This is a genomic window from Enterobacter sp. JUb54 (assembly GCF_014298075.1).
GTDB classification, from domain to species: Bacteria; Pseudomonadota; Gammaproteobacteria; order Enterobacterales; family Enterobacteriaceae; genus Klebsiella; species Klebsiella lignicola.
On record NZ_CP060418.1, the window covers coordinates 5,075,224 to 5,093,129 of the forward strand.

Consider the following 17,906-nt stretch of genomic DNA (forward strand, 5'->3'; position numbering starts at 1 on the left):
GATGAATACACAATCAAGTCCCGTCGTCACCGACATGAAAGTGATTCCGGTGGCCGGCCATGACAGCATGCTGCTGAACATCGGCGGCGCGCACAATGCCTGGTTTACCCGCAATATCGTGGTCCTGACCGACAGCGCCGGCAATACCGGCATCGGTGAGGCGCCGGGCGGCGAAGTGATTTATCAGACGCTGCTCGATAGCGTTCCGCTGGTGGTCGGGCAGGAGATCGCTCGCCTGAACAAAGTGGTTCAGCAGGTACACAAAGGTAACCAGGCTTCAGACTTCGATAGCTTTGGCAACGGCGCCTGGACCTTTGAGCTACGGGTGAACGCGGTGGCCGCGCTGGAATCGGCGCTGCTGGATCTGCTCGGTAAAGCGCTGCAGGTTCCGGTCTGCGAACTGCTGGGGCCGGGCAAACAGCGCGATGCGGTCACCGTGCTGGGCTATCTCTTCTACATTGGCGATCGTAACAAAACCGACCTGCCGTATCTGGAGAATACCCCTGGCGATCACGACTGGTATCACCTGCGCCATCAGGAGGCGTTGAACAGCGACGCGGTGGTGCGTCTTGCCGAAGCCGCGCAGGACCGCTATGGCTTTAAGGATTTCAAGCTCAAGGGCGGCGTGTTGCCCGGCGAGCAGGAAATTGACACCGCCCGTGCACTGAAGAAGCGCTTCCCGGATGCGCGTATCACCGTCGACCCTAATGGCGCGTGGCTGCTTGATGAGGCGATTGCGCTGTGCAAGGGGCTGCAGGATGTGCTGACCTATGCCGAAGACCCGTGCGGCGCCGAACAGGGCTTCTCGGGCCGTGAGGTAATGGCCGAGTTTCGTCGTGCAACCGGGCTGCCGGTTGCCACCAATATGATCGCCACTAACTGGCGTGAAATGGGTCACGCGGTGATGCTTAACGCGGTGGATATTCCACTGGCCGACCCGCACTTCTGGACCCTCTCCGGGGCGGTCCGCGTCGCGCAGCTCTGCGATGACTGGGGGTTGACGTGGGGTTGTCACTCGAACAACCACTTTGATATTTCGCTGGCGATGTTTACCCATGTGGGCGCCGCCGCGCCGGGTAACCCGACCGCCATCGATACCCACTGGATCTGGCAGGAAGGCGATTGCCGCCTGACGAAGAATCCGCTGCAGATCGCTGACGGAAAAATTGCCGTACCGCAGGCGCCAGGACTGGGTATTGAACTGGATTGGGACCAGCTGCAAAAAGCCCATGAAGCCTATAAGACGCTGCCTGGAGGCGCGCGTAATGATGCGGGTCCGATGCAGTATCTGATCCCCGGCTGGAAATTCGATCGCAAACGTCCCGTATTTGGTCGCCGTTAAGTCGCCACGTAATAAGAAAAGGATTCAAGATGAGTACATTATTTTCTACTCCCGTCGTTACCACCATGCAGGTTATTCCGGTTGCCGGTCACGACAGCATGCTGATGAATCTTAGCGGGGCGCACGCCCCCTATTTCACCCGTAATATTGTGATTATTAAAGACAACTCGGGCCATACCGGCGTCGGCGAAATCCCCGGCGGCGAGAAAATCCGCCAGACGCTGGAAGAGGCGGCTGAACTGGTGGTCGGTAAGACGCTGGGCGAATATAAAAACGTGCTGGGCGCCGTGCGTCAGCGCTTCGCCGACCGGGATGCCGGCGGTCGCGGTTTGCAAACATTTGATTTACGTACCACCATTCACGTCGTGACCGGAATTGAAGCCGCGTTGCTGGATCTGCTGGGACAGCATCTTGGCGTTAACGTGGCCTCTCTGCTGGGCGACGGTCAGCAGCGTAGTGAAGTTGAAATGCTCGGCTACCTGTTCTTTGTCGGCAATCGTCATGCCACGCCGCTGGACTATCAAAGCCAGACCGACGAGCGTTGCGACTGGTACCGGATGCGCCATGAAGAGGCGATGACGCCGGATGCTGTTGTCCGACTGGCGGAAGCCGCTTACGAAAAATATGGCTTCAACGATTTCAAACTTAAAGGCGGCGTGCTGGCGGGTGAGGAAGAAGCCGAATCGATCGTTGCGCTGGCGAAGCGATTCCCGCAGGCGCGGGTGACTCTGGATCCTAACGGCGCCTGGCTGCTGGATGAAGCCATCCAGATTGGCAAACACCTGAAGGGCGTGCTGGCGTATGCTGAAGATCCTTGTGGCGCAGAGCAAGGGTTCTCCGGTCGCGAAGTGATGGCGGAGTTCCGTCGTGCCACCGGTTTGCCGACGGCCACCAATATGATTGCCACCGACTGGCGTCAGATGGGGCATACTCTGTCATTGCAATCGGTGGATATTCCGCTGGCGGATCCGCATTTCTGGACCATGCAGGGATCGGTACGTGTGGCGCAGATGTGCCATGAATTTGGTTTGACCTGGGGCTCACACTCCAACAACCATTTCGATATTTCGCTGGCGATGTTCACCCACGTAGCCGCGGCGGCACCAGGCAATATTACGGCGATCGATACCCACTGGATCTGGCAGGAAGGTAATCAGCGCTTAACCAAGCAACCTTTTGAAATTAAAGGGGGCATGGTGCAGGTGCCGTCAACGCCGGGCCTCGGCGTCGAACTGGATATGGATCGCGTGATGCAGGCGAACGAGCTGTATAAAAAGCATGGGCTGGGGGCGCGCGATGACGCCATGGCGATGCAGTATCTGATCCCGAACTGGACGTTTGATAACAAGCGCCCGTGCATGGTGCGCTAAGGAAAATCCGGTTCCTGCGGGAACCGGAGACCTATTGATACCGGGTGTTTGGTCATTTAAGGACAGCGTATGAAAATTGTGATTGCGCCGGATTCATACAAGGAGAGTCTGAGCGCCCTGGAGGTTGCGACCGCGATAGAGGCGGGGTTTCAGGAGATTTTCCCCGACGCGGAGTATGTCAAACTGCCCGTTGCCGACGGCGGCGAAGGGACCGTCGAAGCGATGGTCGCCGCCACTCAGGGGCATCTGGTACAGGTGACCGTGACCGGCCCGCTGGGGGAACCGGTGCAGGCATTTTACGGCCTGTCCGGGGATGAACGCTGCGCCTTTATCGAAATGGCGGCGGCCAGCGGCCTGGAAAGTGTCCCGGTGGCCAGCCGCAATCCCTTAATCACCACCACCTGGGGAACCGGGGAGCTGATCCGTCACGCGCTGGATGCGGGCGTCCAGCAGATTATTATCGGCATTGGCGGCAGTGCAACCAACGATGGCGGCGCCGGGATGGTGCAGGCGCTGGGGGCCAAATTGCTGACGCAAGATAACCAGCAGATTGCCGCCGGGGGCGGCGCCCTGGAGCAGCTGGCGCGCATTGACCTCAGCGGGCTGGACAGCCGTCTCGCCGATTGCCGCATTGATGTTGCCTGCGATGTGACGAACCCGCTGACCGGCCCGGAGGGGGCGACGGCGGTATTTGGCCCGCAAAAAGGGGCGACGGCGGAGATGATCGTCCGCCTGGATCGGGCGCTGGCGCATTTCGCGCAGATTATCCACCGCGATTTAGCCGTCGATGTCCTGCAGCTGGAAGGCGGCGGTGCCGCCGGCGGTATGGGCGCGGCGTTGTATGCGTTCTGTGGTGCCCGATTACGCCCAGGGATTGAGATCGTGACTGATGCCCTGCATCTCGCCGAGCTGGTCGCCGATGCCGACCTGGTGATCACCGGTGAAGGGCGCATTGACAGCCAGACCATTCACGGCAAGGTGCCGGTCGGGGTCGCGAAGGTCGCCCAGCGCTACAACGTGCCGGTGATTGCCATCGCCGGCAGCCTGACCGCCGATGTCGGTGTTGTGCATCAGCACGGCCTGGATGCGGTATTCAGCGTGATCTATTCGGTGTGCACCCTCGAGGAGGCGCTGGCCAATGCGGCAGACAATGTGCGCATGACGGCGCGAAACGTCGCCGCGGTGCTGAAACTCGGCCAGCAACGTTAACCCTTAGCCGTAACCCGGATAAGCGTCGTGCTATCCGGGACACGGGCTGACGGTAGCCCGGACAGGCAGCGCGTTATCCGTTATACGGCGTTTTGATCCCCGGCATTTTGCAGGCTTCCCGCGTGACGTTATCCATCTCATCCAGCAGTTCAAGCAGCTCCGGCTCCAGATCTTCTGCCGCGGTTCCGGCCCGCAGCTGGCTTTCAAGGGTCTGACACAACTTTTTCAGCCGCGGCACACCGCTGTAGCTACAGCTGCCGTGGAGTTTATGAATCAGATCCAACAGCCCCTCCGGTTCTTCACCCACCAGTTGCTCCTCCACTTTATTGCGCACCTCCGGCATAAAGGCGATCAGCATTTGCAGCATTTCTCGCGCCAGATCGGGCTTCATGGCGGCCTGGCGTAGCGACAGCTGCCAGTTGAGCGTCACGTTATGGTCAATGGGCGGCTCGATGGTCTCTGCCGTTAACGGCGGCGCGACATGGCCTCCTGGCTGATAGCGCAGCAGCAGGTTGTGTAACTTCTCTTCCTCGATGGGCTTCGCCAGATAGTCATTCATGCCGGCGTTCATCAGCTTTTCTTTCTGCCCGTCAAAGGCGTGGGCGGTCACGGCGATTACCGGCGTCTGCTGCTGATGGGGAAGATGACGAATCAGCTCGCAGGCACGAATGCCGTCCATCTCCGGCATCTGGATATCCATCAGAATCAGATCCAGCTGCATCTCTTTGGCCTGCTCCACCGCGCGCTGGCCGCTTTCACATAGCGTCACGTGCTGCACCAGATCCTCCAGCAGCACGCCGATAAGCTTGAGGTTTGCCGGATTATCATCCACCGCCATGACCGTCATCGGCAGCTTATTACTGTCGGTGTGGGGAAGGGCGGCGGGGGTTCTGGTGCGGCTGGAGGCGATAAGCGCCGGCACTAAACGCGTGGCGGTCAGTGGTTTGAGCAGGCAGGCGGCAACGCCATCCTGCTTCAGGGATTCGGCATTTATCTGCGCGTGGCAGGGGAGCGCCAGCAGCAAATGATCGGCGATGGCGCAGGCTTTCGCCAGGTTGTCTTTCTGTTGGCTAATATCGCGCATCGACACCGGGAGTCCGGCCAGCAGAATATCGTAGTGCGCTTTCGGCAACGCGGAGAAGGTCGGGCTGTAGACCACCTCCAGCGGCGTGGTGGCCAGCAGTTCCAGAGTACACTGCGCCGCCGTCGCGTTGGCCTCGATATAGGCCAGCGTTTTGCCCGCCAGAAGCGGCGTCAGCGGACTCTCCTGAACGGCGTTCGGGTTGAGGTCGAGACTGATATGGAACCAGAAGGTGGAGCCGCGATTGGGCTGGCTGTGGAAGGAGATATCGCCGCCCATCTCTTTGACCAGCCGTTGGGTAATCACCAGCCCAAGCCCGGTGCCGCCGTGACGGCGGGAAATACTGGCATCGGCCTGGCGGAAGGCCTGGAACAGCCGGGACTGGTCACGCTCGGGAATACCAATGCCGGTATCGTGGATTTGGATCTCGATCTGCACGCTGGTGTTGCTGAGCGCCCGTTGTTCGACCAGCACGTCGATATTGCCATGTTCGGTAAACTTGATGGCATTCCCGACCAGATTGGTGATGATTTGCTGCAGGCGCAGCGGGTCACCGATAATATTATCCGGCACATCGTTTTTGATGTTTAACGTCAGCTCCAGCCCCTTATCATGGGCCGAATGCGCCAGCAGGGTGACGACTTCATCCAAGGTATTGCGCAGCAGGAACGGAATGCTTTCCAGAATCAGCTTACCGGCTTCCAGCTTGGAGAAGTCCAGCACGTCATTGATGATCGCCAGCAGGTTATTTGCCGAGCGTTCAATCGTGGTGAGATGGTCACGCTGGGTGGTGTTCAGGTCAGTTTTCAGCGTCAGGCGGGTGAAGCCAATCACCCCATTGAGCGGAGTTCGCAGCTCGTGGGACATATTAGCAAGGAACTCCGACTTGATACGCGCGGCTTCCTGGGCGCGCTTCTTCGCCAGATCCAGCTCAACGTTCTGAATCTCCATCTGTTCGAGGGTTTCGCGAAGATCGGACGTCGCCTGATCGATATTGTGCTGCATCTCTTCGTGGTAAGCAGCCAGCGACATCGCCATCGAGTTAATGCCGTTTTTCAGCATATCCAGCTCGCCGAGCATAAAGCCCTCGACGCGGCTATCCAGTTGCCCACGGCGAATTCGGTCAACGGTATTCACCATATTGCGGATCGGGCCGGTGACATCGCGCATCAGGCGCCAGCCGAAAATAAGCGCAATGCCAATGCAGAACAGCATCATGACGCTGGAGATAAAAATCTCTTTGTACTGCTGCAAACGCACCGATTTCAGATCGAGCTCGAGGGCCACATAGCCCAGCATATTGCCGGGCATCTTGGCGTCGGTCCCCGGTGATTCATCTGGCGAATAGCTTTCGGAGACGATCGGGGTACGCAAAATCATCACGTCGCCCTCGCGTATCGCGGTGAGCTGAGTGGGAAATTTCGCCCCTTTCGGCAGACGCAGTTCGCTGGGGTTCAGCTGAAAGTTAGAGGTGACAAACAGGCGGTTCTGCGAATCGTAGATGGAAATGGCCCGCACAATATCGGAGTGGCGGCGATGCAATACGCTAATGAGCTGGCCGATTGACTCGCGGTTTTGCAGATTCATGCCATATTCACTGGAGACCGCCAGTGGTTCAATAATGCTGGCTCCGGCGTCTTCCAGCTGACGCTGCAGGTCGTGATAGCGATGGGCGACGAAGAAAATACTGAGCAGCAAACCAATGAGTACGGTAGGTGCCAGAATAAGAATCATCATGCGAGCACGTAGGCTGTAGTTGGTCATGCGGTTCCGTTATGGGAGAATATACGCTTCATCCTTCAAGTGCCTCTGCGTTGCTGGCCTCCGTGCCGGGCTTACACACGCTGTCGTGGACTCCTGCCCGCCGCGCTGACGTATCTTGAAAGGACTCGTGTATAGAGTCGGTTTATTTTGATTGAGACAAATCTCTACGATGGCGCAATTCTACTCTGCAAAACGGCGTGTGACGACGCGCCAGATCATAACCGTGACAGTAAACGACCTCGATCCCTTTGGCCAGGGCGTTGCGCGTCACCATGGTAAAGCGCTATTTGTTAGTGGCTTACTGCCGCAGGAACAGGCCGAAGTTGTGCTGGTGGAAGACAAAAAACAGTACTCCCGGGCCCAGGTCAAACGCCGTCTGAGTGATAGCCCGCAGCGTCAGGCACCGCACTGCCCGCATTTTGGCGTTTGCGGCGGCTGCCAGCAACAGCATGCCAGCATTGAGCTCCAGCAGCACAGTAAGCGTGCCGCGCTTGCGCGACTCATGAAACACGATGTTGACGATATTATAGCCGCTTCGCCGTGGGGATATCGCCGGCGTGCGCGTCTGAGCTTGAATTACCAGCCGAAGTCCCAACAATTACAGATGGGTTTTCGCAAGGCCAACACCAACGATATTGTCGATGTGGTGCAATGCCCTGTTTTGGTGCCCGATCTTGAGGCATTGCTGCCGGCGGTGCGGGCCTGCCTGACGGGGCTGAAATCCCAGCGTCAGTTGGGGCATGTCGAACTGGTGCTGGCGGATAATGGCCCGGTGATGATCCTGCGCCACACGGCGGCGCTGCCGGCAGGCGACAGAGAAAAACTGGAACGATTTTCGCAAACTCATGATCTTGCCCTGTATCTGGCCCCACAAAGCGAGATACTGGAGCATATTCGTGGCGAAGCGCCATGGTATACGTCAGACGGGCTACGCTTAATGTTCAGTCCGCGCGACTTTATTCAGGTGAATGACGGCGTCAATCAACAGATGGTGCAGACCGCGCTGGAGTGGCTGGACGTTCAGCCGCAGGACCGGGTGCTCGATCTGTTCTGCGGCATGGGTAATTTCACGCTGCCGCTGGCGACGCGCGCTGCTGAGGTCGTCGGGGTTGAAGGCGTTCCGGCGCTGGTGGAAAAAGGGCGGGAAAATGCCGAACTCAACCAGTTGCACAACGTGACATTCTTTCATGAAAATCTGGAAGAAGATGTTACCCGTCAGGCGTGGGCGAAGCGTGGTTTTGATAAAATATTGATCGATCCGGCGCGAGCCGGGGCGCCAGCGGTGATACCGCAGATTATAAAACTCGCGCCGCGTCGCGTGGTTTATGTCTCCTGTAACCCGGCGACGCTGGCACGTGATAGCGAACACCTGCTACAGGCAGGCTATACGATCCAACGCCTGGCGATGCTGGACATGTTCCCGCATACCGGGCATCTGGAATCGATGGTGTTGTTCGAGCAAAAGCCTATACCCTAAATAATTAGAGTTGCTTGTAGGCAGCAAGGCCGTAAATCCCCAGGAGCTTACAGAAGTAAGTGACTGGGGTGAACGGGTGCAGCCAACACCCAAGCAACTTGAAGGATGAAGGGTATACATAACATCATTCCAATCGTATCGAGGTGGCAACAGAGTCAGTTCCCAAGCGCAGGCCCAGGTCGGTGATTGAGGTGAACGAAAAAGCCAGCGCTGATGCGGTTTGAAGGATGAGGTGTAAAAGTTGAGGCTTGCCGACTTCGGCAGGCCAGGTCCCTTAAGGAGAGGACAATGGTTGCGGTAAGAAGTGCACATCTTAATAAAGCTGGTGAATTTGACCCGAAGAAATGGATCGCGAGTCTGGGAATTTCCAGCCAGCAGTCGTGTGAACGCTTAGCCGAAACCTGGGACTACTGTCGCGAGAAAACGCAGGGACATCCTCGAGCGGACCTTCTGTTATGGCGCGGCGTGGAGATGGTGGAAATACTCTGCACGTTGAGTATGGATATCGACACGCTACGGGCCGCCATGCTGTTCCCGCTGGCGGACGGCAACGTCGTTAGCGAAGAGGTGATGCAAGAGAGCGTCGGCAAATCCGTCGTCACGTTGATTCACGGCGTGCGCGATATGGCGGCTATTCGCCAGCTTAAAGCCACCCACACCGATTCCGTCTCCTCGGAACAGGTCGATAACATCCGCCGCATGCTACTGGCGATGGTCGACGATTTCCGCTGCGTGGTCATCAAGCTTGCCGAGCGTATCGCCCACCTGCGGGAAGTCAAAGATGAGCCCGAAGACGAACGCGTGCTGGCGGCAAAAGAGTGCACTAACATCTATGCGCCGCTGGCCAACCGCTTAGGGATCGGCCAGCTGAAATGGGAGCTGGAGGACTACTGCTTCCGCTATCTGCACCCGGATGAATACAAACGCATTGCCAAACTGCTGCACGAACGGCGCATCGATCGTGAACACTACATCGATGAGTTCGTGGGGCATTTACGCTCCGAAATGAAAACCGAAGGCGTCAAGGCCGAGGTCTACGGGCGGCCGAAGCATATCTACAGCATCTGGCGGAAAATGCAGAAAAAACACCTCACCTTTGATGAGCTGTTTGACGTGCGGGCCGTGCGTATCGTCGCCGAACGCCTGCAGGACTGCTATGCCGCACTGGGGATCGTCCATACCCACTATCGCCACCTGCCGGATGAGTTCGATGATTACGTTGCCAACCCCAAACCGAACGGCTACCAGTCGATTCATACCGTGGTGCTCGGGCCTGGGGGAAAAACGGTCGAGATCCAGATCCGTACCCGGCAGATGCATGAAGATGCCGAGCTGGGCGTCGCGGCGCACTGGAAGTACAAAGAGGGCGCCAGCGCGGGCGTGAGCGGCGGGCGCGGCTATGAAGACCGTATCGCCTGGCTGCGTAAGTTGATCGCCTGGCAGGAAGAGATGGCCGATTCGGGTGAAATGCTGGATGAAGTCCGTAGCCAGGTCTTCGACGACCGGGTGTATGTCTTTACGCCGAAAGGCGATGTGGTGGATTTACCCGCCGGTTCCACGCCGCTCGACTTTGCCTACCACATTCACAGTGACGTCGGTCACCGCTGCATTGGCGCCAAAATCAGCGGGCGCATCGTGCCGTTTACCTACCAGCTGCAGATGGGCGATCAGATTGAAATCATCACCCAGAAGCAGCCGAACCCCAGCCGCGACTGGCTGAACCCGAACCTCGGTTATGTGACCACCAGCCGCGGGCGTTCCAAAATTCACGCCTGGTTCCGTAAACAGGATCGCGACAAAAACATTCTTGCCGGGCGGCAGATCCTGGACGATGAGCTTGAGCACCTGGGGATCAGCCTCAAGGAGGCAGAGAAACACCTGCTGCCGCGCTACAACTTCAACGAGCTGGACGAACTGCTGGCGGCCATCGGCGGCGGCGATATTCGCCTTAACCAGATGGTCAACTTCCTGCAGGCGCAGTTCAATAAGCCGAGCGCCGAAGAGCAGGATGCGGCAGCGTTGAAACAGCTGCAGCAGAAAAGCTGGGCGCCGCAGAGCCGCAGCAAAGACAATGGTCGGGTGGTGGTGGAAGGCGTCGGTAACCTGATGCACCACATTGCGCGCTGCTGCCAGCCCATCCCGGGCGATGAGATTGTCGGCTTTATCACCCAGGGGCGTGGGATTTCGGTACACCGGGCAGACTGCGATCAACTGACGGAACTGCAGTCGCATGCGCCGGAGCGTATCGTTGACGCGGTGTGGGGAGAAAGCTACTCCGCCGGTTATTCGCTGGTGGTTCGCGTTGTCGCCAACGATCGCAGCGGCCTGCTGCGGGATATCACCACGATCCTCGCCAATGAAAAAGTGAACGTGCTCGGCGTTGCCAGCCGCAGCGACACCAAACAGCAGTTGGCGACGATCGACATGAACATTGAAATCTACAACCTGCAGGTGCTGGGCCGCGTGCTCGGGAAACTGAACCAGGTACCGGATGTGATTGATGCCCGCCGTCTGCACGGGGGCTAATTGATCGTATTTTGCTTTCCCCGGCGGCGCCGGGGATACGCTTTCACGTTAGCCGGGTAAGGCGACATCCGTACCCGGCATTATCGTTTTCAACAGGAAAAAAGATGAACCAAATCGACCGGCTGCTCGGCATTATGCAGCGCCTGCGCGACCCGGAAAACGGCTGTCCATGGGATAAAGAGCAGACCTTCGCCACCATCGCCCCCTATACCCTCGAAGAAACTTACGAAGTGCTGGATGCCATCAGTCGCGAAGATTTCGACGATCTGCGCGGTGAGCTGGGCGATCTGCTGTTCCAGGTGGTGTTCTACGCGCAGATGGCGCAGGAGGAAGGGCGCTTTAACTTCGACGATATCTGCGCGGCTATCAGCGACAAGCTTGAGCGCCGCCACCCGCATATCTTCGGAGAAGCGACCGCCGGCGATAGCGCCGAAGTGCTGGCGCGCTGGGAGCAGATAAAAAGCGCTGAGCGGGCCGAAAAATCCCAACATTCCGCGCTGGATGATATTCCGCACAGCCTGCCGGCGTTGATGCGCGCGCATAAAATTCAGCGTCGTTGTTCGGCGGTGGGGTTTGACTGGACCTCGCTGGGTCCGGTGCTGGACAAAGTGCATGAAGAGATCGACGAGGTCATGCATGAAGCGCAGCAGGCCGTCGTAGATGAAGCTAAACTGGAGGAGGAAATGGGCGATCTGCTGTTCGCGACCGTCAATTTATCCCGCCATTTAGGGGTAAAAGCCGAAGTGGCGCTGCAAAAAGCGAACCTTAAATTTGAACGCCGTTTCCGCGAAGTTGAACGAATTGTGGCCGCCCGTGGGCTGGAAATGACCGGCGTTGACCTCGAAACCATGGAAGCCGTGTGGCAAGAGGTAAAACGGCAGGAAACTGATCTCTAACGAGTTTTCGTGATCAAGCGCCATTTGTGTGATTTTTTAAATAACAAGCGCTTGATTTGCGTCAAAAACATTTCGCCAAAAGCGGCTATTTTCTCACTCCCTGTGTTTGTGTGAGCCTGCTGAAAAGGAGGGAGAATGAAAGTTTGTGGCGTCAGTCATGATCGGGTATACTGCTTTCCCGTCTTGGTTATTCCATCGTCTTTTAAACCTAACTTCTCAGGTTCAGCATGACAACGAACTATATTTTTGTGACCGGCGGGGTCGTATCCTCTCTGGGTAAAGGCATTGCCGCAGCTTCCCTCGCCGCTATTCTTGAAGCCCGTGGGCTTAACGTGACCATGATGAAACTGGATCCGTACATCAACGTCGATCCGGGTACCATGAGTCCAATCCAACACGGGGAAGTGTTCGTTACTGAAGACGGCGCTGAAACCGACCTGGACCTGGGTCACTACGAGCGCTTCATCCGCACCAAAATGAGCCGCCGCAACAACTTCACTACGGGCCGTATCTACTCCGACGTTCTGCGTAAAGAACGCCGCGGTGATTATCTGGGCGCGACCGTACAGGTCATCCCACACATCACCAACGCGATCAAAGAGCGCGTGCTTGCCGGTGGTGAAGGTCACGACGTGGTGCTGGTGGAAATCGGCGGTACCGTCGGTGATATCGAATCCCTGCCGTTCCTCGAAGCTATCCGTCAGATGGCCGTAGAGATTGGTCGTGAGCATACTCTGTTTATGCATTTGACCCTGGTGCCGTATATGGCAGCCGCCGGCGAAGTCAAAACCAAACCGACTCAGCACTCCGTGAAAGAGCTGCTTTCTATCGGTATTCAGCCAGATATTCTGATCTGCCGCTCCGATCGGGCGGTACCGGCCAACGAACGTGCTAAAATTGCATTGTTCTGTAACGTTCCGGAAAAGGCTGTTATTTCTCTGAAAGACGTCGATTCCATTTATAAAATTCCGGGCCTGTTGAAATCTCAGGGGCTGGACGATTATATTTGTAAACGATTCAGCTTAAGCTGTCCGGAAGCGAACCTGGCCGAATGGGAACAGGTTATTTACGAAGAAGCCAATCCGGCTGGCGAAGTCACCATTGGTATGGTCGGTAAGTACATTGAACTGCCGGACGCCTATAAATCGGTGATTGAAGCGCTGAAACACGGTGGACTGAAGAACCGCGTTACCGTCAACATCAAGCTGATTGATTCGCAGGATGTGGAAACGCGCGGCGTCGAAATTCTGAAAGATTTGGACGCTATCCTGATCCCGGGTGGCTTCGGCTACCGCGGTGTTGAAGGTAAAATCGCCACTGCACGCTATGCGCGTGAAAACAAAATTCCATATCTGGGCATTTGCCTGGGTATGCAGGTTGCGCTGATTGAGTTTGCGCGTAACGTCGCGGGAATGGAGAACGCCAACTCGACGGAATTTGTGCCAGACTGTAAGTACCCGGTTGTGGCCCTGATTACCGAATGGCGTGATGAAGAAGGCAACGTTGAAGTTCGTTCTGAGAAGAGCGATCTCGGCGGCACCATGCGCCTTGGCGCGCAGCAGTGCCAGCTGGAAGACGAAAGCCTGGTTCGCCAGCTGTACGGCGAATCAACCATTACTGAGCGTCATCGTCACCGCTACGAAGTCAACAACATGTTGTTGAAACAGATTGAAAATGCGGGCCTGCGTGTTGCGGGCCGTTCCGGGGATGATCAGTTGGTCGAGATCATCGAAGTGCCGAATCACCCGTGGTTTGTCGCTTGTCAGTTCCATCCGGAGTTTACTTCAACGCCACGTGATGGCCACCCGCTGTTTGCAGGTTTTGTGAAAGCGGCAGGCGAGTATCAAAAGCGTCAGGCGAAGTAAAATGAGTTAGAACGGCAATGCACCCATTTGGGTGCATTGTTTGTCTGGAGTTTTAGTTTAACTTGTACTGAGGAAAACCTAATGTCCAAAATCGTTAAAGTCATCGGTCGTGAAATCATCGACTCCCGTGGTAACCCGACTGTTGAAGCCGAAGTACACCTGGAAGGTGGTTTCGTTGGTATGGCAGCAGCTCCGTCAGGTGCTTCTACTGGTTCCCGCGAAGCGCTGGAACTGCGCGATGGCGACAAATCCCGTTTCATGGGTAAAGGCGTACTGAAAGCTGTTGGCGCTGTCAACGGCCCGATCGCTCAGGCAATCCTTGGCAAAGACGCCAAAGATCAGGCTGGCATCGATAAAATCATGATCGACCTGGACGGTACTGAAAACAAATCTAACTTCGGTGCAAACGCCATCCTGGCTGTGTCTCTGGCTAACGCCAAAGCAGCTGCTGCCTCTAAAGGCCAGCCGCTGTTCGAGCACATCGCTGAGCTGAACGGTACTCCGGGCAAATACTCCATGCCGGTTCCGATGATGAACATCATCAACGGTGGTGAGCATGCTGACAACAACGTCGACATCCAGGAATTTATGATTCAGCCGGTTGGCGCTAAATCCCTGAAAGAAGCCGTACGTATGGGTTCTGAAGTGTTCCACAACCTGGCTAAAGTTCTGAAAGCTAAAGGTATGAACACTGCAGTTGGTGACGAAGGTGGCTACGCGCCGAACCTGGGTTCCAACGCTGAAGCTCTGGCAGTTATCGCAGAAGCAGTTAAAGCTGCTGGCTACGAGCTGGGCACCGACATCACTCTGGCGATGGACTGTGCAGCTTCTGAATTCTACAAAGACGGTAAATACGTTCTGGCCGGCGAAGGCAACAAAGCGTTCACCTCTGAAGAGTTCACTCACTTCCTGGAAGACCTGACCAAACAGTATCCGATCGTTTCTATCGAAGACGGTCTGGACGAGTCTGACTGGGATGGTTTCGCATACCAGACTAAAGTTCTGGGCGACAAAATCCAGCTGGTTGGTGACGATCTGTTCGTAACCAACACCAAGATCCTGAAAGAAGGTATCGAAAAAGGCATCGTTAACTCCATCCTGATCAAATTCAACCAGATCGGTTCTCTGACCGAAACTCTGGCTGCGATCAAAATGGCGAAAGACGCTGGCTACACTGCTGTCATCTCTCACCGTTCAGGCGAAACTGAAGACGCTACCATCGCTGACCTGGCTGTTGGTACCGCTGCAGGCCAGATCAAAACTGGTTCTATGAGCCGTTCTGACCGCGTTGCTAAATACAACCAGCTGATTCGTATCGAAGAAGCGCTGGGTGAAAAAGCACCGTACAACGGTCGTAAAGAGATCAAAGGTCAGTAAGTCTGACTTTCGCTCTTAAGAAAAAACCCGCTTCGGCGGGTTTTTTTATGTCTGCAATCCGGCTATTTAAAATCAACGGCCATCTGCTGGGGAATGGTCAGCCCGCGGGTGGTTTGCACGCAACGGTCGATATAATCGGTAAAGCGCGGCGGCTTCGGCATTCCCATACTGAGAAGCTTATCGTTGCTGAACCGCACGTTAAGCGTGGCGAAAGCCCCATACAGGCGCATCGCTTTGAGCATCAGGCGTTCATTGCAGGGCCCAAAGATATCCTTCAGCTCACGGCGCATCTTCACCAGCGTTTCATAGCTCACCTGGGCATACTTATCGCCGACGGGAACCTTCTCCAGCGCGCAAGCCATGGCGTTATCAATCTCGGCAAATTTCACGCTATTCTCCTCCCCGGCAGAAATATGAACTACCTCGCCACGGGCCAGCGGACTGCTGAGCAGCATCAGCAATGCATCGGCACAGTAATCGACGGGGATCACATCGATACGGTCTTCCATCGAACACATGAATTTTTGCAGCATCAGCCCCATGCTGAACACCCAGAAGATGCTGCTGGAAGGCTGGCAGCCGTGGTGAGTGTGGCCCACCACAATCGAGGGGCGGGCGATGGCCAGCGGCAGCGTCGGGCAGTCCTGCTGCATCAGGCGTTCGATGGTTGATTTTGAATGGGTGTACTCAACCAGATGCTCTGCGCGCTCGCGGAATACCGCGCTTTCCGCCACCAGTGAATCGGGTTCTGGCGAGCAGGACATCGCGGTGCCCACATGCAGGAAGCGTTGCAGCGTGCCCACCTGCGCCATGGTCTGGGCAAACTTCAACGTGCCTTCGACATTCACTTTCCAGATCAGTGGATTGTTGCCAAAGGAGGCGACGGCGGCACAGTTAATCACGTGGGTTACCTGCTGCAGTCGCGGGTCGCTGAGAAAGGCGTCGGGATTGGCCAAATCTCCCAACAGCATATTGCGCGGGGTCAGCGCCGCCAGATTCTCTTCGGCGATGTTGAATTTACGCAGGTTTTCTTTGACCCGTTCCACGGCGGCAGTGCCCGAATCGGCACGGACTAACAGCAGCAGGTTCACCTCATTCCTCTGATTAAGAATGTTTTCTAAAACCGCTCCGCCCAGAAATCCGGTCACGCCTGTAATTAATAATGTGTTCATGAATACCGTCTCATCATGGTTGATTTGCGGATTTTAGGCGCGGGAAATTAAACGGTGGGTAAATAAAAAAAGGGCTATTTGTGCGCTGTCTTAAGACTATTTTAAGCCAATGAAACGTGGCGAATTAGGTTGGACTATGGCTGCCGATAATAGATTCACAATAATATGTATCTGTTTGTACATCTTTGAAATTTAGCTTTTTTATTCTTTTTGTTTGATTTTTATATGACGGATATTAAACATATCCTGTTACATCAAAATGACCCCGCAGCTGCGGACAAGACCTGAGCCGACAAATCTGCGATAATGTGCGCTCATAACCCCACACCGAGATGATTATGCAGTACCCGATTAACGAGATGTTCCAGACCTTGCAAGGCGAGGGTTACTTCACCGGCGTACCCGCCATTTTTATTCGTCTGCAGGGATGCCCGGTCGGTTGCGCCTGGTGCGACACCAAACATACCTGGGATAAGCTTGCCGATCGGGAAGTGTCGCTGTTCAGCATTCTGGCGAAAACCAAAGAGAGCGATAAATGGGGTCCGGCTAGCGGCGAAGATCTGCTGGCTATTATTGGCCGCCAGGGCTGGACGGCCCGCCATGTGGTGATCACCGGCGGAGAACCCTGTATTCATGATTTAACACCGCTGACCGTGTTGCTGGAGCAAAACGGTTTTAGCTGCCAGATAGAAACCAGCGGCACCCATGAAGTGCGCTGTAGCCCTCATACCTGGGTGACGGTATCGCCGAAGGTGAATATGCGCGGCGGCTATGATGTGCTGTCCCAGGCATTGCAGCGGGCCGATGAAATTAAACATCCAGTAGGACGCGTGCGCGATATTGAAGCCCTCGACGAACTGCTGGAAACGCTGACGGATGACAAGCCGCGGATTATTGCCCTGCAACCGATCAGCCAAAAAGAAGACGCGACGCGCCTGTGCATCGAGACCTGCATTGCGCGGAACTGGCGCCTCTCCATGCAAACGCATAAATATCTGAATATCGCCTGATAAAAAGGCCCGGTCACACACTGTGAACCGGGCCTTTTTGATCGACAGACCAGGCGGACGACACGCCGCCCGACCGGGAAATCACCCGCCGCGATAGATGCATCCTGCGGTACAGGTCTCTTTAATCATCACTGCGCTCAGCAACGGCACGACAGGTTTCATCTGTTCCCAGACCCAACGGGCCAGCACTTCGCTGGTCGGGTTTTCCAGGCCAGGAATATCGTTCAGATAGTAGTGATCCAGACGATCGTAGATCGGCTTAAAGGCGGCCTTGAGCTCGGCAAAATCCATGATCCAGCCCGTGTGGGGATCGACTTCACCGGTAATCTCCAGACGCACCATAAAAGAGTGACCGTGCAGGCGACCGCACTTATGACCTTCCGGTACGTGAGGCAGGTGATGGGCGGCTTCGAAGGTGAAATCTTTAAACAGGGTGGTGGACATCTTTCATTCTCATAAGACAAAAAAACCGCCGTAGGGTACCGGAAAGTCTATTTTTTATCATTAACTAAAACCGTTCCTGAGGGAAAACAGCATCATTGACTATGTTGTCAGGAAAGATATCTTTATATTTTATGTAGTTAGCTAATCGCTTTTGTTGTTAATAACTATAACTAAAACAGGTTAGTCCATTTGGTTATTTGTTATTTCCATCCCTTCTTTAATTGTTATTATCTGCGCCGTTAACCTTATAACTCGTCATACTTCGAGCCGCATGTGCGTCGGTTTTGCTCGCTCACTCCAGTCACTTACTGATGTAAGCTCCCGGGGATTTGCTACGCAACCGTCCTCCTGCCACTCGAACTATTTATTATTT

At 55.8% G+C, this 17,906-nt stretch carries 12 protein-coding genes; 9 read left to right on the forward strand and 3 right to left on the reverse strand.

Going from position 1 to position 17,906, the window contains the following annotated elements; all coding sequences use genetic code 11:
- The first annotated feature begins 1 nt into the window (after position 1).
- The 3 genes from HF679_RS23605 (at position 2) to HF679_RS23615 (ending at position 3,921) form a co-directional block, all read left to right on the forward strand.
- Positions 2–1,342 carry an enolase C-terminal domain-like protein gene (locus tag HF679_RS23605; protein WP_154144130.1) on the forward strand — a complete coding sequence of 447 codons (1,341 nt, stop codon included), beginning with the start codon at positions 2–4 and terminating at the stop codon, positions 1,340–1,342.
- Between the two features lie 29 nt (positions 1,343–1,371).
- Complete coding sequence (gudD, locus tag HF679_RS23610; RefSeq protein WP_154143981.1) at positions 1,372–2,712, forward strand: glucarate dehydratase; 1,341 nt, start codon at positions 1,372–1,374, stop codon at positions 2,710–2,712.
- 69 nt (positions 2,713–2,781) lie between these two features.
- Positions 2,782–3,921 (forward strand): glycerate kinase, encoded by a 1,140-nt coding sequence (locus HF679_RS23615; RefSeq protein ID WP_123756713.1) that lies wholly within the window; start codon positions 2,782–2,784, stop codon positions 3,919–3,921.
- A gap of 73 nt (positions 3,922–3,994) precedes the next feature.
- On the opposite strand, the gene barA is transcribed toward HF679_RS23615, so the two are convergent.
- On the reverse strand, positions 3,995–6,766 hold the full coding sequence (barA, locus tag HF679_RS23620) for a two-component sensor histidine kinase BarA (protein ID WP_154143980.1): 2,772 nt from the start codon (positions 6,764–6,766) through the stop codon (positions 3,995–3,997).
- 169 nt (positions 6,767–6,935) lie between these two features.
- Here barA and rlmD point away from each other — a divergent pair, with 169 nt between their 5' ends.
- From rlmD to eno, 5 genes are all read left to right on the forward strand, one after another.
- On the forward strand, positions 6,936–8,243 hold the full coding sequence (gene rlmD / locus HF679_RS23625; RefSeq protein WP_187042429.1) for a 23S rRNA (uracil(1939)-C(5))-methyltransferase RlmD: 1,308 nt from the start codon (positions 6,936–6,938) through the stop codon (positions 8,241–8,243).
- A 288-nt stretch (positions 8,244–8,531) separates the two neighbouring features.
- Complete coding sequence (relA, locus tag HF679_RS23630) at positions 8,532–10,769, forward strand: GTP diphosphokinase (RefSeq protein ID WP_123756717.1); 2,238 nt, start codon at positions 8,532–8,534, stop codon at positions 10,767–10,769.
- 104 nt (positions 10,770–10,873) lie between these two features.
- Positions 10,874–11,665, forward strand: coding sequence for a nucleoside triphosphate pyrophosphohydrolase (gene mazG, locus HF679_RS23635; protein WP_123756718.1), 792 nt, complete (start codon positions 10,874–10,876; stop codon positions 11,663–11,665).
- Positions 11,666–11,892: 227 nt separating this feature from the next.
- Positions 11,893–13,530, forward strand: coding sequence for a glutamine hydrolyzing CTP synthase (gene pyrG, locus HF679_RS23640; protein ID WP_123756719.1), 1,638 nt, complete (start codon positions 11,893–11,895; stop codon positions 13,528–13,530).
- A gap of 81 nt (positions 13,531–13,611) precedes the next feature.
- Positions 13,612–14,907 (forward strand): phosphopyruvate hydratase, encoded by a 1,296-nt coding sequence (eno, locus tag HF679_RS23645; protein WP_123756720.1) that lies wholly within the window; start codon positions 13,612–13,614, stop codon positions 14,905–14,907.
- 62 nt (positions 14,908–14,969) lie between these two features.
- Here the strand turns inward: eno and HF679_RS23650 are convergent, their stop codons facing one another.
- A complete protein-coding gene (locus tag HF679_RS23650; protein WP_123756721.1) occupies positions 14,970–16,079 on the reverse strand; it encodes an SDR family oxidoreductase in 1,110 nt (369 codons plus the stop codon).
- 338 nt (positions 16,080–16,417) lie between these two features.
- Between HF679_RS23650 and queE the strand changes: the two genes are divergently transcribed.
- The gene (gene queE / locus HF679_RS23655; RefSeq protein WP_123756943.1) at positions 16,418–17,089 is read left to right on the forward strand and encodes a 7-carboxy-7-deazaguanine synthase QueE; all 672 of its coding nucleotides are present in this window, start codon (positions 16,418–16,420) and stop codon (positions 17,087–17,089) included.
- 81 nt (positions 17,090–17,170) lie between these two features.
- Here the strand turns inward: queE and queD are convergent, their stop codons facing one another.
- The gene (gene queD / locus HF679_RS23660) at positions 17,171–17,533 is read right to left on the reverse strand and encodes a 6-carboxytetrahydropterin synthase QueD (protein WP_123756722.1); all 363 of its coding nucleotides are present in this window, start codon (positions 17,531–17,533) and stop codon (positions 17,171–17,173) included.
- Positions 17,534–17,906: the final 373 nt, after the last annotated feature.

Excerpts from the sequence above, each read along its gene's own strand:
- relA (WP_123756717.1), top strand. The coding sequence starts at position 8,532 with ATGGTTGCGGTAAGAAGTGCACATCTTAATAAAGCTGGTGAATTTGAC.
- eno (WP_123756720.1), top strand. The coding sequence starts at position 13,612 with ATGTCCAAAATCGTTAAAGTCATCGGTCGTGAAATCATCGACTCCCGT.
- HF679_RS23650 (WP_123756721.1), bottom strand. The coding sequence starts at position 16,079 with ATGAACACATTATTAATTACAGGCGTGACCGGATTTCTGGGCGGAGCG.
- HF679_RS23605 (WP_154144130.1), top strand. The coding sequence starts at position 2 with ATGAATACACAATCAAGTCCCGTCGTCACCGACATGAAAGTGATTCCG.
- barA (WP_154143980.1), bottom strand. The coding sequence starts at position 6,766 with ATGACCAACTACAGCCTACGTGCTCGCATGATGATTCTTATTCTGGCA.
- HF679_RS23615 (WP_123756713.1), top strand. The coding sequence starts at position 2,782 with ATGAAAATTGTGATTGCGCCGGATTCATACAAGGAGAGTCTGAGCGCC.
- gudD (WP_154143981.1), top strand. The coding sequence starts at position 1,372 with ATGAGTACATTATTTTCTACTCCCGTCGTTACCACCATGCAGGTTATT.
- rlmD (WP_187042429.1), top strand. The coding sequence starts at position 6,936 with ATGGCGCAATTCTACTCTGCAAAACGGCGTGTGACGACGCGCCAGATC.
- mazG (WP_123756718.1), top strand. The coding sequence starts at position 10,874 with ATGAACCAAATCGACCGGCTGCTCGGCATTATGCAGCGCCTGCGCGAC.
- pyrG (WP_123756719.1), top strand. The coding sequence starts at position 11,893 with ATGACAACGAACTATATTTTTGTGACCGGCGGGGTCGTATCCTCTCTG.
- queE (WP_123756943.1), top strand. The coding sequence starts at position 16,418 with ATGCAGTACCCGATTAACGAGATGTTCCAGACCTTGCAAGGCGAGGGT.
- queD (WP_123756722.1), bottom strand. The coding sequence starts at position 17,533 with ATGTCCACCACCCTGTTTAAAGATTTCACCTTCGAAGCCGCCCATCAC.